This is a genomic window from Mesorhizobium sp. B3-1-7 (genome assembly GCF_006439385.1).
In the GTDB taxonomy this organism is placed as follows: Bacteria; Pseudomonadota; Alphaproteobacteria; order Rhizobiales; family Rhizobiaceae; genus Mesorhizobium.
In genome coordinates this window covers 121,567-146,669 of record NZ_VFTL01000004.1, presented here as the reverse complement: position 1 = coordinate 146,669, position 25,103 = coordinate 121,567, and the positions used below count along the sequence as shown (strand labels likewise).

The window sequence follows — 25,103 nt, the reverse complement described above, 5'->3', positions numbered from 1 at the left end:
TGAAGGCTCGATCATGCGCATCCTGCTGCTATCGCAATTCTATCCTCCGGTAATCGGGGGAGAGGAGCGGCACGTCCGCAATCTGGGCGCGGCGCTGGCGCGGCGGGGCCATCATGTCAGCGTCGGGACCTCGATGCATCCCGGATCGCCCGAAACTGAGCTTGACGGCGCGGTCCGCGTGCATCGCCTGCGCGGCACGCTCCAGCGTCTGTCGGGCCTTCACGCCGATCCCGAGCGCCGCCATGCGCCGCCCTTCCCGGATCCCGAACTGGTGCTTGCCCTGAAGCGGCTGGTAGCCCAGGAGCAGCCGGACATCGTTCACGCCCACAACTGGATTTACGCGTCCTTCCTGCCGCTCAAAGGTCTGAGTGGGGCACGCCTCGTGGTTACGTTCCATGATTACGGCCTTGTCTGCGCGAAGAAGAACTTCATGCACTTGGGCGTCCAACTCTGCAGTGGCCCCGCGGCGGCCAAGTGCCTGCCTTGCGCCACTGGGCATTACGGAGCGGTGAAGGCAGCTATGACCACCTTGGGTAATTGGGCGTCGAGCTTCGCCGCTCGGCGGGTGGTGGACCGCTTTATCGCGGTGAGCCACGCGGTGGCCCGTCACAACGGACTCACCCAAGGCCACGCCCCTTACGACGTTATCCCCAACTTCGTGCCCGACGATGTCGGGGTGCTTGGCCCAGAAGATGCCTGCCTGCGGGAGCTCCCCGGGGATGGATTCATCCTGTTCGTCGGTGACTTGACGCGCCTCAAGGGCATTGACGTTCTCCTGCAGGCCTATGCCAGTCTGGAGCGAGCGCCACAACTTGTCCTGATCGGGCGCCAGGTCGCCGATACGCCAACCAAATTTCCGCCGAACGTTCGAGTCTTCAGCATGTGGCCGCATTCCGCCATCATGCATGCGTGGCGGCGCTCACTGTTCGGCGTGCTGCCGTCGGTGGGGCCAGAAGCCTGCGCGACAGTGATCATGGAAGCGATGGCGTCCGGAAAGGCAGTTGTTGCAACCGACATCGGCGGCATGCCGGATATCGTCGATCATGGCGAAACAGGCCTTCTCGTGCCGAGCGGTGACGCGCGCGCCCTCGCCAGCGCAATGCAGACACTTATCGAGGACCGCGCCCTGCTCGCCCGCCTGGAGGCGACAGGCCTCGCCAGGATCGAGCGCCTCAAGGCCGGAGTGGTCGTGAACCGGATCGAGCAGGTGTACCGGGACGTCCTGCGCCCAGCCCCCGGAAGATCCGCGGTGCCGGCACAGCAAGGTTCGGGATAGCAATGACGTCGGTAGACCACTCCTGGACGGCCGTTGCTCGCGTGCGCCGAGAGCTTCGAAAGAGCGCCGCGTTCGTGATGAATTCCGGCGCCATGGCAACCGGAACGGTTGCAGCGGCCGGTCTCGGGTTTGTCTATTGGTGGCTTGCAGCGCGGCTGTTTCCGCCGGAGGTGATCGGCTACACATCTGCCCTCCTGTCCGTGATGGGGCTTATCGGCACGCTCGGCGAGGCAGGAATCGGGACCATGCTGGTCGGCGAGATCGTCCGGAATCCCGGTAAGGAACGCGGCCTGGTGGCCGCGGCAGCGTGCGTCGGGGTGACACTGGGGGTCGGGCTGGCCGTGTTGTTCGTCTTCGGGCATGCGTGTTTCAGCAGCTCTACCGAACTGATCGGCGGCTGGTTCGTGGGTGTTGTGTTCGTCCTCGGCTGCGGTCTGACCGTTCTCGCCATCTTGGTCGACCAGGCGTTCCTGGGCACCCTGCGCGCCACCAGCAGGATGATCCGGCAAGTGCTGTTCTGCACGTTGAAGCTGATGCTGATCGCCACCGCCGCGGTTGGCGGCTACACCTCCCATACCGCGCTTCTTCTGAGCTGGGTGGCCGGTCTTCTGGCGTCCATCATCGGCGTGGACCTGTTGACCCGGGGCGGTGCGCGTCGCCTCGTTGGGTCTCCCGATTTCCAACTGCTCCGTACGCTGCGGGGCAAGGTCTTCGACCACTACGTGCTCGACGTGGCCTTGCAGGCTCCCGGCATCATCATGCCCTACGTTGTGCTCGTTCTCCTGTCTCCGGCCATCAATGCCGCTTTCGTATCCCTATGGATGCTGGTCACCATCGCCTCGTTGATTCCCGCGGCCATGGCTACAGTCCTGTTCCCCGTGGTGAGAGCGAGCCCGAAACAATCCAGACACGACATCCTTGTATCGGTTATGGCGTCATTGCTTTTTTCGCTGGTCTGCGCCGTTTTCATCTTCACCTATTCGCAGAGGATCCTTGCGGTCTTCAATCCGGCCTATGCTGAAATCGCCGGTTCGAGCCTGCGCTTCCTTGGCTTCAGCCTGCTGGGAACAGCGCTTAAATTTCATGCCTGTACGCTGGCGCGGTTGGGCGACAGGATGCGCAAGGCATCTCCCTGGTTCGCGCTTGGCGGATTGCTTGAGCTGGGCTTGGTGATAGCTGGAGCGAGGCTCGGTGGACTTGAAGGCCTGGTTCTGGGCTGGACGCTCGCCACCAGCATCGAGGGCGTGTGCGCGGCCTTGACTTTGGCCTTCGCCATAAAATCTGGTTCTGCCGCCGGCCTCGTGCACGAAGAATCGCCCCCGTCGCCGCTCCAGACTTGAAAGACGGATCGCGTTGTGCGGACGCACTTGAGATGCTCGAACGCGCAAGCCTGAGCGACGCGTCGAAGCTTCAATTGCCGAAAGTGATGTGATGACGTCGCCGGCGCGAAGGGCTGGGGTCCGCAAGCGGTTCGATGTGATGCTGAATGGCGTCAAATCGGTGCGCGCCGCGCTTGAGGATTCTATGCCACGCTGAATGACCAGCGGAGGGCGCAATTCGAGGCGATCCCTGAGCCAGCAAGGATCCCTGAGCCAGCAAGTGTGAGCGAGCAAGCGCGACCGGGAAATCAACATCCAGCGCTACCTTACCAAGGCGCTGCCAAGGCCGCCATGGAAGTCGCGATGAAATTCTCGGACGATTCCTCCGTCACTCAGAAGTACGACGAAGCTTCGCAGGGGGAAGCCGGTTTCCGAAAGAGGTTAACGAACGGCGTTCAGTTCAAGGAGCTGTGCGAAGCGCTGTTCGCCGGCCTGTCAGGAAGAAACAGCACATCGGCAGATTTGGTTCCGGTTGTTCTGGCCTCGATCTCGGATTGGCTTGCCTTTCGGCGCCCGGTCCGGGTCAGCAAGTATCCCTCGTATCCGTTATCCGACAAGAGGCGCAGGACTACCAAAACCGACGCCCCGAACTTGTTCAATCCCTGGTCGGAAAGTTCGACGAACAGGGCCGGCCGGGCGAACCTCAGGATCTCGATCATGCCCTGAAGCGTCAGCAGTTCGGCACCCTGCACATCGATTTTCACGAGCGCCGGGCGCCGGGGTCCCTTGTCCGCGAGCAGCCCGTCGAGCGTCACGGCGGTGACCGGCACGCCGGTGCCGTTCCGGGAAAGCTTGTGGTCGGCCGGGTAAAGCGGGTTGATTTCGAGAAAGGTCGTGCCGGGCTCGGCGGCGGCGACCGCCCTCAGCGCCTCAACGCGGCCAAGGAATCCTGCGTGCTCGAGCGCGGAAATCAGGCCGCTGTAATTCTGATCCTCCGGCTCGATGGCGATCACCGTTCCGCTGTCGCCGACCCATTCGGCAAAACGGAGCGTGAAGAAGCCGACATTGGCGCCGACGTCGATGACCAGCGATCCGCCTGGCACGAATTCCCTGAGCTGATCGATCGGGCCTGCTTCAAAATACCTTTTGTAGAGGGGATAAAGCGCTAGATAGGCGCGGTGGAAAATCGGAAGACGCTGCAGGCCGAGCTTGGCGGTCAGCACATACAGCTTGATAGCCGAATCTCTCAGCAAAACTGTGAGCATTCAGGAACCATCCAATGACACCGGTGCAGGATTTATTGCCAGTGGCTTGTCGAAGGGCCCGCTCGGAGGGGGGCCGCTCGGACGGCGGCATCACAACGTTCTTCGTTCAGTTTTGCAGATCTTATCACTCGATCAAGGTCTGATCGCGGGAATTAAAGAGGTACCACCCGAAGATCAGCATCGACACGCCGCCCCAAGACCACTGCTGGATAATGCCGCCACCGCCACAAGCCGGAGGTTTCCCAACTACGAACATCAGGAGCACTTCCTCGCATCACCGGCTGGCGTGGCACAGCTCGGAAAGCCATTGCTTGGTCCCGGCGAACAGCTTCGCTGAGTACGCTTCCGAGCTGAGCCCGGTGATCAAAAAAACGTGGTCTGGCTCGCCCTCAATGAGGCATGTGGACGGCATTCAACGGCGACCGACGGACGAAGGTCAAGCCCTTGCCCGGACCGCGCTACGTTTATGGCTTCCTCACGACGGCGCCGAACGAGCCGATTCATCCCAAGGTCATGCCGTGGTCACACCGGATGAGGAGCGCGACGTTTGGATGTGCCGTGCGACATGGGATGAGGCGTTGCAGTGGTCGGATAATGCACGGCGGCGAGGACAAGAGGGTAAAGGCAGCAGTGTTAACCCGACTGATACTTCTATAACCTCGTGCCCCATGGTCGCATCGAGGCCCATATGCCGCGCCGCAATATAGTCGAGGTATACTCTCTTGGTCACGGTCGACTATCCGGCCCTCGTCGTTTCGCTTTAAGATTGGTGAGCGGCGGTGACCATTGCAATCGCATCCTGGTCAAGCCCTCGTTACGAGGGGGGCATATGAAAAGTATCTCGAAGTACATTTCTTTGATAACGCTCATGATCGTCTCGTGCGACACGAGTGGTGGAGGCGGTGGGTCGTCGCTGCCACCGCCAGCTGGGTACACTACCAGTCAGCTGATATTCGAGGACACCTTCACCGGGCACTCGCTCGATTCCACGAAGTGGATACCTGCGATCGCGGACCAGAACGGTATCTGGCAGCAGAGCGTGCCGTCGCCGTACTCCGCGATGAACGCTGGCGGGTTCGACGCCGAGTATTTCGACCCGGCTCAGATCAGCACTGGTCCATCAGGCTTGAAGATCGTTGCGACGAGAAGCAACCGGTTCGCGGGGTACACGTGGAAGTCGGGCGCTATCTGCACGCACGGCAAGTTCACGTTTGCCGGTGGCTACGCCCAGATACGCATGAAGCAACCGGACGTCAGCACTGGCGGATGGCCAGGCTTCTGGCATCTCGAGGGCGGGGCCGAGATCGACACGCAGGAGGGCGGGTTCCTCAACAGCTCCGTGTCGGCCAACGCAGTGCTGGCAAACGCTTTGTTGGCTGCCACCAACGAGCAGCGGTTCTTCGATGCTGGTGTGGACCTGTCGGCCGGCTATCACGTCTGGGGCATGGAGTACATACCGGGCGCGTCAATCAAGTTCTATTTCGATGGTGTGCTCAAGCGAACCGTCACTAAGAACGTGCCGACCGGTGCCATGACCCTGCTCATTAGTCTGAGTATCGCCAACAGCAGCGCGTCTGGCTGGCACACGGCCTACGACAGTTCGACCCCGGCAACGCTCGTACTGGAGGTGACCGACGTTCAGGTCTACCACCTGAGCATGGACCGACAGCATTGAGGCGTGACGACACGAAGGTGAGCGTTACGCACCGCTCGACAGACCGGAGCAGGAACTAATGCATGTCGCGCAAAAGTGTGCAGCGGCGATAACGACATGCATGAAAACAAAGGCTTAAAGCGTGTCGCCTGACTCCGCTTCAGCGCGACACGCTTTAAGCGGCGAGCGGCGGGACGGGCCGGCGCAGCGGCTGCAAGCCGTCGGTGGGTGCCGGATCGGCGCCCCAGACGTGACGTAGTCCGCTCCTGGCGGGGCCTGCATCGACAGGTGCTCATACCACTCAGCGCCGCCTGAGAGCGGTTGGGAAAAACAGCCGAAAGACCCCATCAACCTGCCCGCCGTCCGAAGAGCCCTTAACGCAGCCCTCCTACAATCAACGCCAGGGAGCGATGTCCCCATTGGGCTCACGACAACGACGCGACCACCTCCAGCATCACCTCCGTCGCGCCGCCGGCGATGGATAGGACGCGTGCATCCCGCGCTATGCGCTCGATCGGACTCTCTCGCATAACGCCCATAGCGCCGTGGAACTGCACGCATGCATACAACACCTCGTTGACAAGTTCGCCGCAGATGGCCTTCAACATCGAGATTTCGCGCAGGCAGTCGTCGTCCGCCGCCATGCGCCAAGCGGTGGCATAGAGAAACTCACGGCTTGCCTCCACTTTCGCAGAGAGCATCGCAAGACGTTGACGGATCGCCTGCATGTCCCACAGGACGCCCCCGAATGCGCGGCGCGTTTTCACCCAGGAGAGGGTCATATCGATCGCGGCCTCGGCCATCCCTATCGCCATGCCTGCAAGAACAAGGCGCTCATTCTGGAAGTTGCGCATTATGGAGTAGAAGCCCTGTCCCTCCGCGCCGAGCACGTTCTCGGCGGGGATGCGGCAACCGTCGAAGACGAGCTCCGCCGTATCGGAGGAGCGCCAGCCGAGCTTGTCCAGCTCGCGGGCGACACTGAAGCCTGGCGTCCCCTTTTCGACGAGGAACATCGTGATCCCGTGGCTTCCTGCCGAGGGATCAGTCTTGGCTGCGACGCAGTAGAGATCCGCGTGGACGCCATTCGTGATGTAGAGCTTCGTACCGTCGAGCACATAGGAGTCGCCATCTCGCAGCGCACGCGTGCGGATGGCCTTCACGTCCGAGCCCGCATCCGGCTCCGTTATGGCGACCGCGGTGATCACCTCGCCGCTGATAATGCCCGGCATCCAGCGCGCCCGCTGGGCTTTGGTGCCGTCGTGAAAGACATACAAGGAAGCCATGTCGGCATGGACCAGCATTGCATCGGCGACGCCGCCATAGGTCGAGCGCCCGAGCTCCTCGGCGAAGACCGTTGATGCGACCGCGTCCATCTCGGCACCACCGTACTCGGCAGGGTAGCGGATGCCGAAGAAGCCGAGCTCGCCCATGCGGCGCAGGATCGGACGAGGAATGAATCCGTTCTCTTCCCAGAGATCCGCATACGGCTTGATTTCCTCATCCACGAACCGGCGCACTTGGTCGCGCAAGAGCTCATATTCCGCCGCCACCCAAGGCAGTCCGGGTTCTCGTGCCGATACCCAAGCTTTGTCCATCATCTTCATCCGCTCTGCATGCGTCCAATGCAAAGGCACCGCCTGGATTGGTGCCCAAGGTCGGGGGCATTCCGGCAAGCTAGAGTTCGACCTCCTCTCTCGGTCCCTCCGAGAGTGGGGAGCCTTTGGAATTTGCCATCCAACGCATTCCGTCGATCACTTCCGCCAGCTCGGCGAGCGTCGGGCGCTCAAAGAGGTTGCGAAGCTGCACGTCGACGCCGAAGATCTTCCGCATGCGCGACACCGCCCGCATCACCAGGAGCGATTCCCCGCCCAGACCGAAGAAGTTGTCGCGACGGCCGATTGCCTCGACCTTAAGGAGATCGCACCACAGCGCGGCCAGCGTCTTCTCCGTCTCCGTCAACGGGGCGGCGAATTCTTGCGCAGGCTGGAAGTTTTCCGCGATCGGCTCGGGAAGCGACGAGCGGTCGATCTTGCCGTTGGACGTGAGCGGCATCCGTTCGAGGCAGACATAGTGCGTCGGAATCATGGATCCTAAGAGTTCTTCGGCGAGGTGCGCGCGCAGGTCCGCGACGGTCAGGGGTTTCGACGAGACATAGTAAGCCACAAGTCGCGCTATGCCGTCTTCGTCCGCTGGCGGTTCGGCATCGCCCATTTGGACCATCGTTGGTGTCGCTGGCGTCGTCGTCGAGTTGGCGATGGCGATGACAGCGCATTCCTGAACGTGTGGATGCTTGAGAAGCCGCGCTTCGATCTCGCCCAGCTCGACACGTGCGCCACCAATCTTCACCTGATGATCGGCGCGGCCGAGAAAGTCCAGGCGCCCTTCCGAGTTCCACCGGGCGAGATCCCCCGTCTTGTACAGCCGCAGCTTCGAAAACCCATCTCGAGGATCGGGGACCGTAAAGAAACGCTCGTCTGTCAGGTCAAGGCGATTGAAATAGCCTCTCGCGAGACCGTCGCCGGCAATGAACATCTCACCGATGATGCCGGGGGCGGTGGGCCGATGTGCTTTGTCGAGGACGTAGATGCCCGCATTGGCGGCCGGAACGCCGATCGGCACCGATGCGGATTGATCCCGGTCGATGTCGAAACGGTGAATCATGCAGCCAACCGTGGCTTCGGTTGGTCCGTACTCGTTGTAGATTTCGATGGGGTGGGGGATGGCGTTCGTGATATCGCGAGCCAATTCAGTTTTGAAGTCCTCGCCGCCCACGATGAACTTGCGCAGCCTTGTGGTATCGAGATTGCGGTCGCGGATCATCGCGAGATGCGCCGGCGTCAGCTTCATGATATCGACGGCATTGTCGTCGATGACCTTGAGCACGACCATGCTCTGGACTCCGGGATCACCGAGATAGACCACGATGCGGCCGCCGGTGACGAGTGGCGTAAAGAGCGTGGTAACGGTCAGGTCGAAGGCGAGGGATGAGAAAAGGGGCCATGCGTCACCTTCGCTGGAACCGTACACCCGAGCGGCCCACCAGATGTAGTTCACCAGGCTCCGGTGCTCGATCACCACGCCCTTGGGCGTGCCGGTCGAGCCGGAGGTGAAGATGATATAGGCGGCGCTGTCCGGAGTGGCAGCGGACGGTCGGGCCGAGTCCGGCTGAGTCAAAATCGACCCGAAATCGGCGTCGAGCACGAAAATGTCTGCAAGGTTCGGGGACATGACGGATTGAAGGCGCGCCTGTGTGATCGCCACCGGCGCCCGCCCGTCGGTCCCGTTGGCAATGTCCTTCAGGATCGTTGCGAGACGCCCCTTGGGCGTTGCCGCATCCACCGGCACATAGGCCGCGCCGGACTTCAGGACGCCCAGGATCGCGACGACGACCTCAATGGAATGCTCCATGAACACAACGACAATCCGACCTGGCCCAGCGCCGGTCGAGCTTAGATGCGTGGCCATCTGGTTGGAGCGTTCGTCGAGCTGCCGGTACGTCAGCATTGCGTCACCGAAACGGATCGCTTCGGCGTTGGGACTACGCCTCACCTGGTCGCGGAAGAGATCGATGATCGTCCTGTCCGACGGGTAGGGCGCTGCCGTGGCGTTGTACTCGACAACCAGCGCCCGATGATCGGCATCTCTCAGCAGGGGGCGCGCAACGCCCTGCGCCGCGATAGGTAGGACTTCATTCATGAGATACGCTCTCCATTGCAGAAATCAAAAATCAATCACGTCAATCGCTCAGCCCTTCGGGTTGCCTGGCGATAGAGCTCTGCGATGGCAGGTGCGTCCGGCTCCTCCAGCATACGGCTATCGTTGCAGTCCTCGGGCCCGAAATAAAACTCGGCTTGGGGCATCACTCGAAGCCATTGGCGCGGCGCCGCACCCGATCGCATCCAAGCCTTGTTCGGAAGGAATATGCATACTCGACCCGAATACGGGGCGGGGATGTACCGCCGCAAAGCCGTGATCGCCGTGGATTTGAGTCGATCTCTGCTCGCCAGCACCGGATCTGCCGTGACAGGCTCTTTGCTTTTGCGAACGGGGGTCACGAGGGCGCCGACGTGCCCGCCAAGGTTCCCGAGACGCCTGCCGAAATACCGGAGACGAGCGCCGAATGTCGGCAGCTTTGCTATCTCTCGCAGAAATGAATCGGCGGTGCGACTGGCAAAGAAATATAGCTGACGCGGCAATTCCTTAAAGATGATGGGGTGTAGGGGGCCAAAGAGCGCCATGCACGGGACCTCCGCTCCGCGTTGACGCAGGATTTTCGCCAGCTCGAGAGCGGTTGCAGCGCCGGAGCAGTAACCGGCGATGATGTACGGACCGGTGGGCTGATATGCGACGATCTGGCGGGCGAAATACTCCGCGATATCTTCGACGCGTTCCATCGGTTCGCTCTGCCCATCGAAGCCAGACGGTTGGAGTGCGTAGAACGGCTGATCGCCACCCAGGTGCTTCGACAGGTCTGAGAATGAGAAGGGCGCCCCGATATGCCCGGGCACGGCATAAATGGGCGTGCGTGTTCCGCGAGACTGCAGGGGAATGATTGCTGGCTGTTGCCGGGCTGCAGCCGTGGCCATGTTCAGAAACGCGATGATTTCGCCCTTCCGGTTACGCAACTGGTCGGAAGACTCGGCAGTCAGTGCGCCAACTGGGGCGTTGCAGCGCAGCCGGTCGCCCTCTGCCCAGACCTTGATGTCCTTGACCGCGAGGTCTGCGAGAAGCTCCGGGATCTGCATCAAGTCCGCCGACATAGGGCCTCTCGAGTTGGTTGACCTCCTCGCTTATCCGCAGTGCATCGTAAGTGAATGATGGCATCGCCGACATTTCAATTCCGGACTACCACTCAATTCCGGACTGCCACGGTTCCGATGTACCCGGGTTTCGGTACGAACCTATGGACAGCCCAATCCCTTTCCTCCCAAGAAAGGGGCTGTCCTAAACCGCATCCCAAGGCCTTGGAGATAGCCTCCAGCCGGGTCCAGCGCCGGAGGAAGCCTTCCAGCCGGTCTTGCGGAGCAAGGGCGGTGTAGGACCCGTATTCGGAGGCGGAAAAGCAGAGCGCTGCGATCTCGTCCGCTTCGGGCACCGGCAGAACTGCCTCGATGTCCACCCCGACCTCCTCCCTGGTCGAAAGGGCGACGACCGCGACATCTCCGGATCGTGAGACGCTGAAGCGCAAATCGCGAGCAGGCATGCGGTGCGAGAGGTGGGGTTTGCCCAGGCGTCCATATTCCAGTTCGATGTCGGACGGCGAGATTCCCAGTTTGGAGGCGAGGAGCCGGCGCAGCAGCCCACGGGTAGCTTCAAAGCGGCGGCGGTCCCGCTCCAGTCTCAACCCCTCGGCGCGCCGACGTTCCTCTTCGTTGAGGCAAACGCCTATCTCGCGGATGACGTTCTGCTCAGCATCGAGCATGAATGCCAGGACCTCCAAACCATCTTTGTCGAGAACCGGCATTATGATCCCGGGTCTCAGCCCGACTTTATCCAAAGAGTTTGAGGGGGGCGGTGCCGGCTCCACAAGAGGCTGACTGACGCCGAATCTGGGTCGAATTGATCGACGTCCCGGCCGAGCCGAGACAGCGTGAAAATTCCAGCTCGCGCCAAATGCGCCATGGCGATCGTTCCCGCCCGCGCCGGAAAATTGGATAAAGTCGAGCACGGGGCAGCACTCAGAAGTCATACGTGGATCCCGATCGCTGGGAACGCTCGTTCATGCGGATTCCCGATGAAACAATCACGTAAGAACGAAAGCAAGGAGCGGCCGGTGGATATTTTGATGTATGGGTGTGCTATAAAGACCCAGACATGCTGCTGCTCGCGAGGGTCTGTCGGCGGCGAAACGGGCGAACTTATCTTGACATCTATCTTGACGATGAACTCGCGCCCCACTGCTCTCCTGCTCTGACGAGTAAGGCTGCTGGCCAAAGAGCAGTTTACTTGGATGCGGAATGCGTCAGATCAAAGCAATCTCCGCTTCGCCTGCGATGCCACCGTCAGTTAAGGTCCAATTCGGATTACCTCGTCTGACTGATTGATCGGCCATGGTGGCTACGTGGCCACTTGGAATCTATGGCTCCAGCGGTAGGAGTCGAACCTACAAGCCTTCCGGCGTCGCATCAACAGTGCGGTGCGTCTACCAATTCCGCCACGCTGAAACATAGATTAGACAAATCCAACCTCTCCTTTGTCCTCGCCTGCCGAACCTGCCGATCGATGGTCCAAGAGCCTGCCCCAAGAACTTGATACAAAGTGGCAACTCCTATTTTGCTCGACACTTCAAGCCGCGGCCTGTCTCATGCGAGTGGCAATGGTCCCTAGCACCCGCTTGGCACCGCGCAGCTTTGCCTCGATGCGGCGCTCTGGACTGTCTCTGCCTATTGCGATCCACGTCAAAGGATGCTCGGCATTGGCCAGGTGTGACTTGTGCCCGGCGGCGCCTGCCAGAAAATCGTAGCCGCGCTCCCCGCGTCCGAAGCTGTCCTCAATGGCCAGCACATGGCTGACAAGCCCGGGTTTGAGCCGGCCGTCGCGCTCAAACAGAAAGCCGCTTTGATAGTTGAGAACACGGCCGTCATGCACGAAATTGTACAAGACTCCAATTGTCTGGTCCCCAGCCAGCGTCCGTGAGATGCGGACGGTCCCCGTGGGAACTCCGCGGGCAATGAGGTCCTCGTGAAAACGACGGAAGCTCGGATTGGCAAAGGATCCCTTGTGTCTCCACCGCGCCTGATGAAGCTCGGCGAGCAAATCAAACGCGGCGAGCGCCTCCGATGTCGCTTCTAGCGTCCGGAACTCAATGGGGCCGCGTTCCGCATATAACCGCATGGCACGGCTTACCGCTTGGCGAGTATTGCGGCCCAATGTGGCGCGGTAATTTCCGCCTTTCTGCCGGACTTTGGCGAAATCAATCCACCGTGCCGTATCTTCCGCTTTGACCTCGGTAAGGAACCCAGCCCGACCCGCGGTGCGACAAGCGGCCAACTCGAAGTCCGGATCAATTCCGGAGAGCACCAGCTCGTCGGAGTAGCGCAAGTGATGTGCCAAAGCCTCGAGGCATGCCACTCTGGTGGCATCGGCCAAGGATCGCTCCGCAAGAATATTGTTGTACTCGATGAACAATCGATCGAAATGAACGTCTCCGGTTTCATTGAGCAGCCAACGCGCTCGTGCATGCGGCCCGAAACTCCACGCCCTCCGCCGGCAAATAATCGCCAGGCCGACGATCTTGCTTGACGTCCGAGCGACTAAAACGTGGGGTTGCGCCCCCGCCGGGAGATGCCGCAGCCAAGTTCCGATCCAAAGCCAGGACAGATAGAATGAGTGAGTTGCTCGCGCTTCGAGCTCCTTCCAATCGGTCTCAAGTTTTGCGATGTTCTGCAAGATCTCCACGCTAACGTCGATGACCGTATCCTGAGGCATGGCAGGCTCGTCTGAAGCACCACGATAGCGCTTCGCATCGACAACCGAGATGTCGCCAGATTCTGACATGCCCCCATCTTTCAAATACTTTGCCAATAGAATAGTTTCAGGCCAAAACATTGAAGCAAGGCCAAAAAACAAACGACTAAGGCCGTCGCTAGAGAGGGCAGCTTCGGTCTTCGACGCCGTGCCATTGGCTAAATACTTCGCCAACGCCCCACGTTATGATTCCAGCGGGACGCGCCCTGGATTACTAGCGTTGCGGCCGCCGGAGGCGAATTGCCATGTCCAGGGCAAAATCCTTTGCCAGGCATCAATTCGGACTAATCACCTGATCCGCCAGCACGCGGCCAGGCCCTACGTCGTTGAGAGTGCTCGCGGCCGGCAAGCTGTCGCCGGTCGGCGACGAGGTTGGGACCGGCGAACCGGCTGGCTCTCCTGGCTGGCTCTCGCCCACGATGATGTTGACGAGGTCACCTGGCCGCAACAGGGTCATCCCGCCGGACTCGATGCTGACCGGCCCGGCTGTCGATTGCCGCACGATTTGATAGGTCACCCTGTTCGCGTTCGTCGCGAACTGGGCCGCAAACTGGGCGCGGGTCACCGGCAACGTGTACAGGATGCCTTCGCTGGCGTTCAAATCGCGTACATTGGCCGCGATCTGGCTCTCCGTCGTCTCAAGCTCGACCTCCAGATCGTTCCTGAGGTCGGCACGGGTTTGCAACACCTCAGCCTCCAGCGAAGCGACGCGCTGCTTGGCGCTCGCGTACTGGTTGCGGGCGTCCCGCCGACGCTGTTCCGCGTCGGACAACTCGCTCTGGGCCTGGTCCATCATCGTCACGTTGAGAACTTTGCGGTCCACGAGCGTGCGCATACTGTTGACGCGCTCCTGGCGCAGTTTGACGAGTTCGTCGAGCGATTCCATGTGTCCATACGCGACGACATCCTGCTTGGCCGCCTCCAGCGCAGTCAGGGTCGCGCGTTCGCGATACTTGCGGGCCATGGTGAGGGCACTACGACGGTCGCTCTGCTCATTGACGAGGTTGGCGGCTTCGACCGCGCCGGCCAATTCCAGCAACTGGGACGGGATCTTGGGCGCCGTACCGTCGCGCTCGGCCTCCAGGACCGCCCCGCGCGCGAGCAGTTTCACCATGGCATCGATCGCCCCGCTCCGCTTCTGGGTTTCACGCACGGCTTCGATCTTCTGCCACGGCTCGCTCTGGCCTTGGTTCAGTCCGCCGGCAAGCGCGATGGCGTGTAGGATCGTCATGCCGGGCGCGTACTTGAACGAGCCTGGATTCTTGACCGGCCCCAGCACGTAAATGGGCGAGCGCTCCAGCGACACGATGTTGACCAGCCCCTTGCGGCCAAGCAGTTGTTCGAAGGTTTCCACCAGGTCGGCTTGTACTTGTTGCGCCGACCGGTTGGCGACCGCAATGGAGCCAAGCAAGGGCACGGAAATCGTGCCGTCCTCCTGGACGGTATATTCGCCGCTCAATTCCGGACGCTGCAGGATGCCGCCCAGCGCCGAGCCCGAGGACGCGCCCGCCCACTTGTCTTCCTCGACGTCGACTCGCTCATAGAACGCGACCTTGAGGCGATCGCCGACGCCGAACAGGCCTCCTGTTGGCACGTCTGGCGCCATGCCGAGCGTTCTGGAGCGCTCGGAATTGGTGGCGACGGCAGGGGCGGCGCTCCTTTCGATCAACGCTGCGGTAGACGCATCCGGTCCCGTGCTGAGAGTTTTGGAGCGCTCGGTACTGAGGACGGTAGGCGCGGCGCTCGGTTCGATCAGAGCGGCGGCCAACGGCACGATCGCGCGGGAGGGTTCGGCCGTGGCTTGGGCCGGTTGATCTTGCCAGCTGTCGATAGCAGCAGACACCTTCTGTGCCAGAATTCCGGAGACCTCCTCAACCTTCTGTGCCAAGGTTCCGGAGACCTCCTCGACCTTCAGCATCACGGGTCCGGAGATATCCTCGACCTTCTGTGCCAAGGTTCCGGAGACCTCCCCGACCTTCAGCATCACGGGTCCGGAGACCTCCTCGACCTTCTGCATCACGGGTCCGGAGACATCCTCGATGGCCTTCCAGTTTTTGATCGCGCCCGCTCCCAGGGCGGCGACGCCAGAGAGCCCCATGACAAACAGGACGCCTTTCATGCCGCTGCGGGCCAAATGCGACGAGGAGGAAGTGACGGGTTCGGAGTTGTATTTTGTATCCATGGCCATGGCGTGTGTCTTTCGCTTTTTCAATGGTGGCCATCCCGTCCCGAACTGGTCGAGCCGAGCAAGGCTCTGCCTTATCGTGACCCTTCACCGCCAGCGGCACAACTATCCCTTTGTGGGCACTCCTTCGGGATAAACACCGCCTTGCACGAACTCGTTCAATGAGCAGATTACCGCGCCGCAGGAGAACCTCTTTGACGGGCAAACGAGACAAGGCGATCGAACGCAGCGAAGAACCGGAAATATTGGTCTATCGACGGAGCGTCTCGAACCGCCTGCGGCCCCAACATGCAATCGCAGGACGGCTGGGCCATCTCCAATTTCATCGTCCAAGCCTTGGAGAACGGGCCCCGATCACCACCCACGGCTCCTGGCCGCAAACCCGATCGAGGGTCTCGGGTTTGAGAATCCGGATAGATCTCGACGATGCTGCCCTAAGCCTAAAGAGGGTATTTTGGCGCCTAAAGAGGGTATCTTGGCATGGGGGTTTCGTGGCGTAAGGTAATATAGGCTGAAAAGAAACCATGGCGGTTGGCGCGTGGAGTGCCGGGTTCGTACATCAAACGGGCCAAAAGAGAGGTCGAGCGCCACAGATCAGAGGAAGGCTGCGATGACAAGACAATCTTTTATAACAGTGCTTGTGGGAACGAGCGAGTTACTACGAGAGGGTCTTATTCGAATCCTCGATGCAGAAAAGTTTCGTATTCTTTCCTCTGCAGACTGTGTTCACGATCTTCTGCAGAAGCCACTACCCCAGAACCGATCCATCTTGCTCATCATGGATGTCGGCGGTACTGATGCCAACGCTGGATTCGCACAAATTGCAGACTTTAAAGCAATTTACCCGACCAGTCATGTCGTTGCGCTAGCCGATAACTGTCGATCGAACGATATAGTTTCAGCCTTTCGTGCGGGAGCTGACGCGTATTTGACAAAAGCCGCTGCTCGCGAAACCTTCATCAAAACCATCGAATTGGTTATGCTTGGGCAGACGGTGCTACCTGCAGAAACGTCGATGTTTATTCAAGATATTTGGCCTAGCATGAAATATGATGCGGCACATGATTTGGCAAACGCGGCTGTTAAAACGGAGGATGAGGAGACAGAGCTGTCGGTTTTGTCAAATCGTGAAAAAAGTATTCTTCATTTTTTAATCGAAGGAGAGTCTAACAAAATCATCGCGCGCAAGATTAACATCGCCGAAGCTACGGTGAAGGTACATGTCAAGGCCATCCTTCGAAAGATACGGGTCCGCAACCGTACTCAGGCTGCAGTTTGGGCGATGAATCATGGCTTGCTCACTCCCCCCGTCGGCAATGGCCTGTCAGGGAATGAAAAGATCACAATTCAACCCTCTCATGATCCGCAAGAGCTAATTGAAGCGCAAAAGGGGTACCGCTTTCTCGAGAGCACTCATCCGATGTGATCGCCTCCAGGTTGCGGGAACCCGAGTATTTCGCCATGGCTCTCAGCTCGGGCAGGCCAAATTCTTTGGTAGTTAAATTCTCTCGCGAAAAACTAACGGTGGATCATGAGCGAAAGCGCTTGAACTCGCCCGACGATCTGCTAACAAAAATTTGTATGTCTCGTCGGGACATTTTACAGCGAAGACATACGGAAGCAGCCCATTCAAAGCTAACAGATCTCACTATCCTTCTTTGAAGTTGAGGGGATGCATTAAGGTGGGCAACGCAAAAATTGCTCCTGGATTTTCGCTCAACGAAGCCCGAATTGGAACGGTCGAGGGCGGAGAATCTGGGCTCCTGGTCTGGAAATTCGACCAACTGGTTGCAGTCCTTACTCGGATCGACGAGGAAGCCTACTCCACAAAGGGCAAATGGTTCCTCGAGACAGGCTTCGGGTTGCTAAGCGGTCAGCACAAGAATTTCGATACGATCGAGGAAGCCGTAAGCTGGGTGGGCAGGCATACCTTCCCCTAATGCCCTTGATTGATCAGCGGATTTCGGCAACCCGGCGCGCGGTTAGCTTCCGGTGGCCGAATTTGGCAAACGCGGCCTGAAGGTCGACCATCGCTCGGTCTGCGAATTCGTGCACGCCGCACAAAAAAGCGCTGACTGCAGCTGAGCAGGATCGTGTTGACGCGGCGCGCCGGCGGGCGCGGTAGGTCCAACATCAAGAACGGGTTGATCCCGCCCGCCTAGTGACCGGAGGCAATTTCACTCCGCTCCAATCACTGCAGCGAGGTCCCTCGACTTGGGATCGTCACTTCCGCATAGTTCCTTCCGTGAAGAGATCGTTGACCTTGTAGGCGACTTCCGTGCGGTTGGTCGCCTTCAGTTTCTTCATGATGTTTCGTATATGCACCTTCACGGTGCTTTCACGCAGGTTCAGCTCATAGGCGATGATCTTGTTCGCCTTCCCGCGACGGAGCGCTTGGGCGACCTCGGTTTGCCTTAGAGTGAACATTCTCGACAAAGGCTGCGTGTCGCGGCTGTCTGACTCGATCAGATGCCGCATGGAGAGAACGCTGCTTGCAGGGACAAAGATACCTCCGGCTGCAGCAAGGTTGATCGCTTCGACACACACATCGATACCGACTGAGGTCGGAATGTAGCCTCGTGCGCCACATTCGAGAGCTGCCAATATCTGTGCAAGGTCCTCATTGTCCGCCAGGACAACTACGGGGATCGATTTGAACTCAGACGATATGCGCCTGATCTCGTCTGCCGTGGCATGATCGGCGGCCTTCCGACCGCCAAGGTTGAAGAGTATGGCGACCAGGGGAGGGGCTGAGCCCTTCTTCATGCGCCATTCTTCGATTGAACCCATGGCGGCGACCGCCATGCCGAGTTCGTGGTCTACGAGGGCCGATGCAAGGCATTCTCGGTCCAAGGCCCTTCCATCCAGTATGAGAAGGCATTGCTCATGACGAGCATTTTCGGTTCCGTTGCTCGAAACCGTTGGTTGATTCATAGAGTTGTAATTAACCAGTCCAGCTGAGGAGCTCATACTACCAGCCCTTTTGCATACCAGCCGCCTCGCGCGGCCGACTACCCCTTATTCTAGAATTTGGAAAAGCAATCCCACCCGTCCAGTTTAAGGCTGGATCGCTTCATTCTGACCACACAGCAGTTCCCGCCTACCCAGCGAAGAACTGCTAACGTTACTCTAGGGTGAGATTATTAGCGGTCGCTAACCTAGGTTAATTTTTAGTAAAATTCCAAATAAGCGAAGCCGACCAGGCCTTGAAGACGCTGCGCCGCTGGTTCCCAGGCACGCCGTTGTGCCTCCTGCTTGAACCGAGGAGGCAATCGCGGGAGCATGCTGGATCCGCCAGAAGATCTAGCTGAGGTACTCTTTCTCAAATCCGGCCGATTTTACGAGGTTCTTGCGGTTAAGAATCTCGACATGGCCAGCCTTGAATGAGACGAGACCGGCACTGCGGAGCTCCCTCAATGTCCGGTTCACGTGAACGGGGGTCATTCCGAGGATGTCCGCCAGCTCATTCTGAGTGAGAGGGCAGTCATACTTCCCGTGGGCCGACAGGCCAACGTTGGAGAGCCTTTCCTCCAATTCGAGCAGGAAATGGGCGGTCCGGCTCATTGCGTTGCGCCGCCCGACATTCACCAGGTGCTCGGCTAGAATGGCATTCATCCGTGCCAGGGAGTGGGCAATCCTGCTGCCGAAGCTAGCTTCGGACATGATTCCCTCGACCAGGGCCTTCCTTGGTATTGGATAAACGGTCACATCCGTTATGGAGGCTAGCGAAGCGAACCGGGGCCCGTCCACGGAGCGGAAGCCGACAATGTCTCCCCAAAGGGGAGTGTCGATGATCTGCCGTTCTCCGTCCGGCAACCCGCGGTAGAGCAGGGTCCAGCCTGACTTTACAATGAATATCGTATCGTCGTCGTCATCCTGGCGACATACGATCGAATGGGGTTTGTAGGCTCTGGCGGCAACACCGAGAAAATCGTTGTTGGCCCACTCAGTCTTCGACCATGTCCCCCCAACCGGACGTGGGCCTATGAATTGCGACAGCGTCTGCATGGAGATCCCCAGTTTCTCCAACTCTACCACAACCTACAATAGATAATTCTTGAAAGCCAGATGTGAGCGACTTCACAGTGAGCTGGGTATGGTTGCAATGCCCGACGGAAAAGAACTCTTCTCCGACGTCTGCAACGCCGCTGCGACTTCGAAGTTCCGTATCAGCCCCCCACGGTGGAGAAATCGAAGGCCGATGTCTTCGCCGGCGATAGTGCGGCCTTCAGGCGAGGCGGCATTTACATCCGCCTGGCTTGCGCATTTCGCGTCCAAACGCGCATTTGGCCGTTTGCAGAAAGTTGCAATTGGGAATTCGCCCGCCGAGCCTCGAAAATGTGAGGTCGGCAGGCCAGCTACTGGGCCGCCGCAGCCGCTGTCTTCGAATGCATGATAACGTTTTGGTCTTCAGGCGTTCCCCTTGGGGGCGGCCTTGCTCAGCCATTGAGGATCGAGAGCCGTATCGTCGGGATCGGTGGGGGCTTCGAAGGCATCGATCAGCGTTTTTGCTGCCCTGCCTGCAAGGTGGGATTCTGCGTACCTGGCTTGGACGGCCCGAGCGCGGTCGTAAACTTCTTTGAGCTGCCGGACCTCCTTGGCTCCCAACGTCTCACGCATAATCTGCCTGGCCATACCGTTTCCCCTTCTTGCGTTGAAACGCCAAGCAAATCGCCGTCTTCGTCTATCAGCACCGCCCTGCGCGCCCGAAGAGATGGCCAACTTTGGCAGCAACCTGTGATCACCGGCAAAACCAACGCGCCCGGTCTCGTCAGCCAGTTCCTCGCGACTTTTGGCAAGCATCTTTTCGCGCCTAGCGCCCAGACGGCCGATCCGAGTGAGAATAGAGTTTACATGGTGGCGAAGTCTCCGGGCATTCGCCCTGACTAAGCTTTAATGCTTACCGCCGGGCCTGCCGTACACGGGTTCCTTCGGAAGGAGTATCTGCGGCCATCCTTCTGCAGCGGGATGTCCAGCTACGTCCTTTGGCTCCCGGCGGCGCGGCGGAAAGAAGCAGGGAAGCGAGGAGAACCGACATCGCATGACCATGTCACTGTATAGCGGCGGCTCCGACCGCTCGCCTTGGGTTGATGCGCTACAATAATCTCGGCAACGCGATCGAGCGCACGCTCGACAAGCAGACAGCATGCCTGCACCCTTGAGGATGCAGAAGCGGGATTCCTCAAGCCATGTCTCGCCGATAGATCATCAGCTGGTTCTCGCCTTCCTGCATGATCCCACCCCACTGATTGCGAACGACGAAACGCAGGCGAAGGACTGCGCGGGCCGGATTGCGCGTGGTCCGCTTGTCCGCGACCGTTACCTCCGCTTTGATGGTGTCGCCGGCGAACACCGGGCCTGAAAACCGCCACGTCCAGCCGAGCGACGCTACCGCCCTGAACCGGGCGACGGCATTGTTCTTCAGTCCATCGACAAGAGACAGCACGAGCAAGCCATGAGCTACACGGGCCGGGAAGCCGTGCCGCCGCGCCGCCACGTCGCTCATATGGATTTCGAACCGGTCACCGGTCATTTCCGCGAATGCCTCGATGACAGTTGCCGTTACTTCTCGGGAAGGCGTTTCGAAATGGTCGCCGATCTCCACGTCTTCGTAGCTCAACCCGAAGCCTGTGAGCGATTTTCCCTTGGGCTCGACACTCATGCCGGCACCGGAGCATCCTCTCGCAACAGTCCCTTCTTCTTCAGGTCCTTCCAGAAATCGCCCGGGATAGAGTAGCTGAACCAGGAGAGATTCTGCTCGAGTTGCTGGACGGTGCGGGTGCCAGCGCAGAAGGAGGGGATGGCCGGATGCGCTACCACGAACTGCAAGGCGGCGGCCGGCAGCGGCACGCCGTGTGCGCGGCAGACCTCTTCGATTTTCGCGACTTTTTCAACGATGTGGCTTGGCGCGGGTGAGTAGTTGTACTTGGCGCCGGGAACGGCACCCGTGGCCAGGATGCCGGAATTGAATCCCCCGCCGACGAGCACCGCCGCGCCACGTTCGACGCAAAGTGGGAGAAAAGCGTCCAGGGCCTGCTGTTCGAGAAGCGTGTAGCGACCTGCCAGCAGGAAGCAGTCGAAGTCGCGCTGCTTCAGGGCTTCGTGGCAAACCTCCCATTCGTTAACGCCAACGCCGATCGCCTTCACAAGGCCTTCCGAACGCAGCTTCTCCAGCGCCTTCCAGCAGCCATCCATCGCCTGCCGGAAGACCTCCGGCTGCTCGTCCCCGCGGGTGAACCGATCGATGTCGTGGATAAAAAGCATGTCGATGCGTTCGAGGGCCAAGCGCTGCAGCGAATCCTCGAACGACCGCATGGTGCCGTCGTAGGAGTAGTCGAAATTCATGGTGTTCGGCGCGGCGTTCGACCACGGCGCGAAGTCGATCTGCGAGCGCTTTGCCGGTTTCAGCATCCGGCCCACCTTGCTGGCGAGGACGAACTCGTCGCGCTTCTTCCACCGAAGCGAATGCCCGGTTCGCAGTTCCGAGAGGCCGTGGCCGTACATCGGCGCGGTGTCGTAGAAGCGCACGCCCGCATCCCATGCGGTCTGGATCATGGCATCCGCGGTCTGCTCCTCTATGGGTTGAAGGAAATTTCCGATCGGAGCGGTTCCGAACGCGAAGGCCGTAACCTCGAGCCCGGACCGGCCGAATACACGCTTGCCAGACGGCTTCATGATATCCTCCATTAGTAACCATCTGGTTATTTATATTTAAGTTCACGCGACGCCGCAAGCACTTGATCACGGCAACGCCTCGCGATGCAAAAGTCCGCCGCTTGACGTCGGCGGCGATTCCGGCATAGTAGTAACTAGATAGTTACATACGGAGGTCGACCGTGCCGCTGAGCGAAACGCAGCAGCAGGTGCGCGAGATGGCGCGCCAATTTGCCGAGGATGTCATTCGTCCGGTTGCCGAGGCGCTCGATCGGGATGAGCGCTTTCCCGGCGAGATATATGAGCAGATGGGTGAGCTCGGTCTTTTCGGGATAGGCGTCCCGGAGGCCATGGGCGGCCCCGGCTTCGACACGCTTACCTATGCGCTGGTGATGGAGGAACTGTCGCGCGGCTATGCGTCCGTCGCCGATCAATGCGGCCTCGTCGAACTGATCAGCACCTTGCTTGTTCAGCATGGCACCGAGGCGCAGCGGCAGCAGTGGCTGGGGCCTGCGATGCGCGCCGAGAAGAAGGCTGCCTATTGCATCACCGAGCCTGAAGCCGGCACCGATGTTTCCGGGATACGCACCACCGCAAGGCGCGACGGGGACGGGTGGCGACTGAACGGCGGCAAGATCTGGATCCACAACGCACCGGTCGCCGACGTCGGTTTCGTGCTGGCGCGCACCGACAAGCGTGCGGGCCATCGCGGCATGTCGATCTTCATCGTCGATCTGCATGTCAAGGGAATAGAGCGCGGGCCGAAGGAACATAAGATGGGTCAGCGGGCCAGCCAGGTCGGCGCGCTCAATTTCAACGACGTCGTTCTGGGTCCTGAAGCGCTGCTGGGAGAAGAAGGCCGCGGCTTCCACATGATGATGAGCGTGCTCGACAAGGGGCGTGTGGGCATAGCCTCGCTGGCCGTCGGCATTGCGCAGGCCGGGCTCGAGGCAGCGGTCGACTATGCCCAGCAGCGGCGTCAGTTCGGCAAGCCGATTGCCGACTTCCAGGGCGTGCAATGGCTGCTTGCCGACATGGCAAAGGACATCGAGGCGGCTCGTCTGCTCGTGCGCAGCGCCGCCGAGAAGATCGATGCGGGGGAAAATGCAACCAAGGCCTGCTCGATCGCCAAATGTTTCGCGGGAGACATAGCCGTGGCGCGCACCGCCGATGCCGTGCAGGTCTTCGGCGGTTCCGGCTACATACGCGGCTTCGAGGTCGAGCGCCTCTATCGGGACGCCAAGATCACGCAGATCTATGAAGGCACCAACCAGATCCAGCGCATGATCATCGCCCGCGAGCTCCTCAAGCATGGAGCCCGGGCGTGAGTGCCGGATCGCGCCAAGCGGCTTTCGTCACGGGATCGAGCCGCGGCATCGGGCTTGCGGCGGCATTGGAGCTCGCACGGCGCGGATTCGGCGTGGCGCTCAATGGCCCGGCCGACGACGAGGAATTGAAATCCGCCGAAGCCGCGGTCGCCGCGCTCGGCGTTCCGGTCGCGCGCATCGCGGGCGATGTCGCCGATCTGAGTGCGCACGAAAGCATGCTTGACGCCGTCGAGGCCGCCATCGGGCCGCTGTCGACGCTGATCAACAATGCCGGCGTGTCGGTCATCTCGCGTGGCGACCCGCTCGACGTGACGGAAGAGAGCTATGACCGCTGTCAGGCAATCAACACGAAGGCGCAGTTCTTCCTGTCGCAACGCTGGGCCAGGCGGCTTGTCGCCCGCAGGCGCGATGACGGCCGCTTCTACAGCCTGATCAACGTCTCCTCTTCCAATGCCACGGCGGTGGCGGAGACCCGGGCCGAATATTGTGTATCGAAGGCGGGATCTGCCATGATCAGCCAGGTCTTCGCGGTCCGCCTTGGCCGCGAGAACATCGCCGTCTACGACATCAGGCCTGGTCTGGTCGAGACGGCGATGACCAGGGCGGTCAGCGAAACCTACCGACGCCGCATCGACGAGGAGGGGCTGACATTGATCCGCCGCCTCGGCAAGCCGGAAGATGTCGGCCGCGTCATGGCGACGCTCGCCACAGGCGAGCTGCCATATACGACCGGCCATGTCATTGCCGTCGATGCGGGTATGTTGGTGCCGCGGTTCTGACTGCGCAGCGCCGGGGAGAACGCCATGATCATCCAACTGCCGGACACCACAGGCAGACTTTCCGATTATCGGCTGCAGGGCAAAGCGATTCCGGCCACGCGGTTGCCCCCCGATGCGCCACGCACCGTGCTGTCGGCGGCCCATGTTGTGGCGGATCCTTTCAGCGTAAGCGATCCCGGCGGCCCCGCCGCCATCGACTGGAAGGCCACGATGGCATTCAGGCGCCACCTCGACGCGCATGGCCTCGGCATCGCCGAAGCAATGGACACCGCGCAACGCGGGATGGGTCTCGACTGGCCTTCGGCTTTGCAGCTCATCCGCAGGACCAAGGAGGAGCTGCCGGACGCGCTCGTCTTCAACGGCGCCGGCACCGATCAGCTCGGACCGGCTGATGCACGCTCGCTCGACGATGTCCGCCGAGCCTATTTCGAACAGATCGAGGTCATACAGAAGGTCGGCGGCAGGTTGATAGTCATGGCCAGCCGGGCGCTGGCGGCGGTGGCGCGTTCGCCGGACGACTACATATCGGTGTATCGCGACGTGCTTGCGCGCTGTGACCGCCCGGTGATCCTGCACTGGCTGGGAGAGATGTTCGATCCGGCCCTCAAGGGCTATTGGGGGGCTGACCGCTTCGAGAATGCGCTCGAGACGGTGTTGGCGATCATCGGGGACAACATCGCCAGGATCGACGGCATCAAGATCTCGCTTCTCGACAAGGAGAAGGAAATCGCGATGCGCCGCCGTCTGCCTGCCGGCATTAAGATGTACACCGGTGACGACTTCAATTATCCGGAGCTGATCGCGGGCGACGAGAAGGGCTTCTCGCATGCCCTTCTTGGTATCTTCGATCCTTTGGCGCCGGCCGCCGCCTACGCCATCGACCGGCTCGGTCTGGGCGATACCCAAGGGTTCCACGCCACGCTGGATCCGACCGTACCGCTCGCGCGGCTGATTTTCCGCGCGCCCACGCAATACTACAAGACCGGGGTCGTTTTCCTTGCCTGGCTGAACGGCTTCCAGGACCATTTCATCATGCTCGGAGGCGCTCAGTCGATTCGGCCGCTGCCCTATTTCGTGGAGGTGTTCAAGCTGGCTGACGGATGCGGTCTTCTTGGAGATCCCGAGCTCGCAGCTGGGCGCATGCGCAAGCTGCTTGCCCTTTACGGTCTCTGATCG

At 60.3% G+C, this 25,103-nt stretch carries 20 protein-coding genes and 1 tRNA gene; 8 read left to right on the top strand and 13 right to left on the bottom strand.

What is annotated here, in order from left to right; genetic code table 11:
- Positions 1-13: 13 nt before the first annotated feature.
- A complete protein-coding gene (locus FJ417_RS05010; RefSeq protein ID WP_140782697.1) occupies positions 14-1,276 on the top strand; it encodes a glycosyltransferase family 4 protein in 1,263 nt (420 codons plus the stop codon).
- Between the two features lie 2 nt (positions 1,277-1,278).
- Entirely contained in the window at positions 1,279-2,616 is a 1,338-nt protein-coding gene (locus FJ417_RS05005; RefSeq protein WP_140782696.1) for a hypothetical protein, read from the top strand.
- 434 nt (positions 2,617-3,050) lie between these two features.
- Here FJ417_RS05005 and FJ417_RS05000 read toward each other — a convergent pair whose 3' ends face one another.
- On the bottom strand, positions 3,051-3,860 hold the full coding sequence (locus FJ417_RS05000; RefSeq protein ID WP_140782695.1) for an FkbM family methyltransferase: 810 nt from the start codon (positions 3,858-3,860) through the stop codon (positions 3,051-3,053).
- An 829-nt stretch (positions 3,861-4,689) separates the two neighbouring features.
- Between FJ417_RS05000 and FJ417_RS04995 the strand changes: the two genes are divergently transcribed.
- The gene (locus tag FJ417_RS04995) at positions 4,690-5,535 is read left to right on the top strand and encodes a glycoside hydrolase family 16 protein (RefSeq protein WP_181183153.1); all 846 of its coding nucleotides are present in this window, start codon (positions 4,690-4,692) and stop codon (positions 5,533-5,535) included.
- 404 nt (positions 5,536-5,939) lie between these two features.
- Here FJ417_RS04995 and FJ417_RS04990 read toward each other — a convergent pair whose 3' ends face one another.
- The 7 genes from FJ417_RS04990 to FJ417_RS04960 form a co-directional block, all read right to left on the bottom strand.
- Positions 5,940-7,118, bottom strand: a complete 1,179-nt coding sequence (locus tag FJ417_RS04990) for an acyl-CoA dehydrogenase family protein (protein WP_140653920.1) — start codon at positions 7,116-7,118, stop codon at positions 5,940-5,942.
- 70 nt (positions 7,119-7,188) lie between these two features.
- Positions 7,189-9,210 carry a non-ribosomal peptide synthetase gene (locus FJ417_RS04985; RefSeq protein ID WP_140782693.1) on the bottom strand — a complete coding sequence of 674 codons (2,022 nt, stop codon included), beginning with the start codon at positions 9,208-9,210 and terminating at the stop codon, positions 7,189-7,191.
- Positions 9,211-9,245: 35 nt separating this feature from the next.
- On the bottom strand, positions 9,246-10,274 hold the full coding sequence (locus tag FJ417_RS04980) for a thioesterase domain-containing protein (protein WP_140782692.1): 1,029 nt from the start codon (positions 10,272-10,274) through the stop codon (positions 9,246-9,248).
- A 92-nt stretch (positions 10,275-10,366) separates the two neighbouring features.
- Entirely contained in the window at positions 10,367-10,978 is a 612-nt protein-coding gene (locus FJ417_RS04975) for a 4'-phosphopantetheinyl transferase superfamily protein (RefSeq protein ID WP_246687397.1), read from the bottom strand.
- 615 nt (positions 10,979-11,593) lie between these two features.
- Positions 11,594-11,678, bottom strand: a tRNA-Asn gene (locus FJ417_RS04970).
- A 121-nt stretch (positions 11,679-11,799) separates the two neighbouring features.
- Positions 11,800-13,155 carry a GNAT family N-acetyltransferase gene (locus FJ417_RS04965; protein ID WP_246687396.1) on the bottom strand — a complete coding sequence of 452 codons (1,356 nt, stop codon included), beginning with the start codon at positions 13,153-13,155 and terminating at the stop codon, positions 11,800-11,802.
- A 100-nt stretch (positions 13,156-13,255) separates the two neighbouring features.
- Positions 13,256-15,169, bottom strand: coding sequence for a polysaccharide biosynthesis/export family protein (locus tag FJ417_RS04960; protein WP_140782690.1), 1,914 nt, complete (start codon positions 15,167-15,169; stop codon positions 13,256-13,258).
- Positions 15,170-15,776: 607 nt separating this feature from the next.
- Here FJ417_RS04960 and FJ417_RS04955 point away from each other — a divergent pair.
- A complete protein-coding gene (locus FJ417_RS04955) occupies positions 15,777-16,592 on the top strand; it encodes a response regulator transcription factor (protein ID WP_140782689.1) in 816 nt (271 codons plus the stop codon).
- 256 nt (positions 16,593-16,848) lie between these two features.
- The gene (locus FJ417_RS04950) at positions 16,849-17,106 is read left to right on the top strand and encodes a hypothetical protein (RefSeq protein ID WP_181167072.1); all 258 of its coding nucleotides are present in this window, start codon (positions 16,849-16,851) and stop codon (positions 17,104-17,106) included.
- A gap of 283 nt (positions 17,107-17,389) precedes the next feature.
- Here FJ417_RS04950 and FJ417_RS04945 read toward each other — a convergent pair whose 3' ends face one another.
- The 5 genes from FJ417_RS04945 to FJ417_RS04925 all read right to left on the bottom strand — a co-directional run bounded on the left by FJ417_RS04945 (position 17,390) and on the right by FJ417_RS04925 (position 21,841).
- The gene (locus FJ417_RS04945) at positions 17,390-18,100 is read right to left on the bottom strand and encodes a response regulator transcription factor (RefSeq protein WP_226891962.1); all 711 of its coding nucleotides are present in this window, start codon (positions 18,098-18,100) and stop codon (positions 17,390-17,392) included.
- Between the two features lie 369 nt (positions 18,101-18,469).
- Positions 18,470-19,174, bottom strand: coding sequence for a Crp/Fnr family transcriptional regulator (locus FJ417_RS04940; RefSeq protein ID WP_140782688.1), 705 nt, complete (start codon positions 19,172-19,174; stop codon positions 18,470-18,472).
- Positions 19,175-19,576: 402 nt separating this feature from the next.
- A complete protein-coding gene (locus FJ417_RS04935; protein ID WP_140782687.1) occupies positions 19,577-19,969 on the bottom strand; it encodes a hypothetical protein in 393 nt (130 codons plus the stop codon).
- A 379-nt stretch (positions 19,970-20,348) separates the two neighbouring features.
- A complete protein-coding gene (locus tag FJ417_RS04930; RefSeq protein ID WP_140782686.1) occupies positions 20,349-20,828 on the bottom strand; it encodes a MaoC family dehydratase in 480 nt (159 codons plus the stop codon).
- The gene (locus tag FJ417_RS04925; protein WP_140653935.1) at positions 20,825-21,841 is read right to left on the bottom strand and encodes an aldo/keto reductase; all 1,017 of its coding nucleotides are present in this window, start codon (positions 21,839-21,841) and stop codon (positions 20,825-20,827) included. The genes FJ417_RS04930 and FJ417_RS04925 overlap by 4 nt, the downstream gene beginning before the upstream one ends.
- Positions 21,842-22,002: 161 nt before the next feature.
- Here FJ417_RS04925 and FJ417_RS04920 point away from each other — a divergent pair, with 161 nt between their 5' ends.
- The 3 genes from FJ417_RS04920 to FJ417_RS04910 are packed head-to-tail and all read left to right on the top strand — an operon-like array spanning position 22,003 to position 25,100.
- Positions 22,003-23,148, top strand: coding sequence for an acyl-CoA dehydrogenase family protein (locus FJ417_RS04920; protein WP_140782685.1), 1,146 nt, complete (start codon positions 22,003-22,005; stop codon positions 23,146-23,148).
- Positions 23,145-23,927: a 3-ketoacyl-ACP reductase gene (locus FJ417_RS04915; RefSeq protein ID WP_140782684.1), complete on the top strand. Its 783-nt coding sequence runs from the start codon at positions 23,145-23,147 to the stop codon at positions 23,925-23,927. Before FJ417_RS04920 ends, FJ417_RS04915 begins: the two co-directional genes overlap by 4 nt.
- A 24-nt stretch (positions 23,928-23,951) precedes the next feature.
- Complete coding sequence (locus tag FJ417_RS04910) at positions 23,952-25,100, top strand: dihydrodipicolinate synthase family protein (protein ID WP_140782683.1); 1,149 nt, start codon at positions 23,952-23,954, stop codon at positions 25,098-25,100.
- The last annotated feature ends 3 nt before the right edge of the window (positions 25,101-25,103 follow it).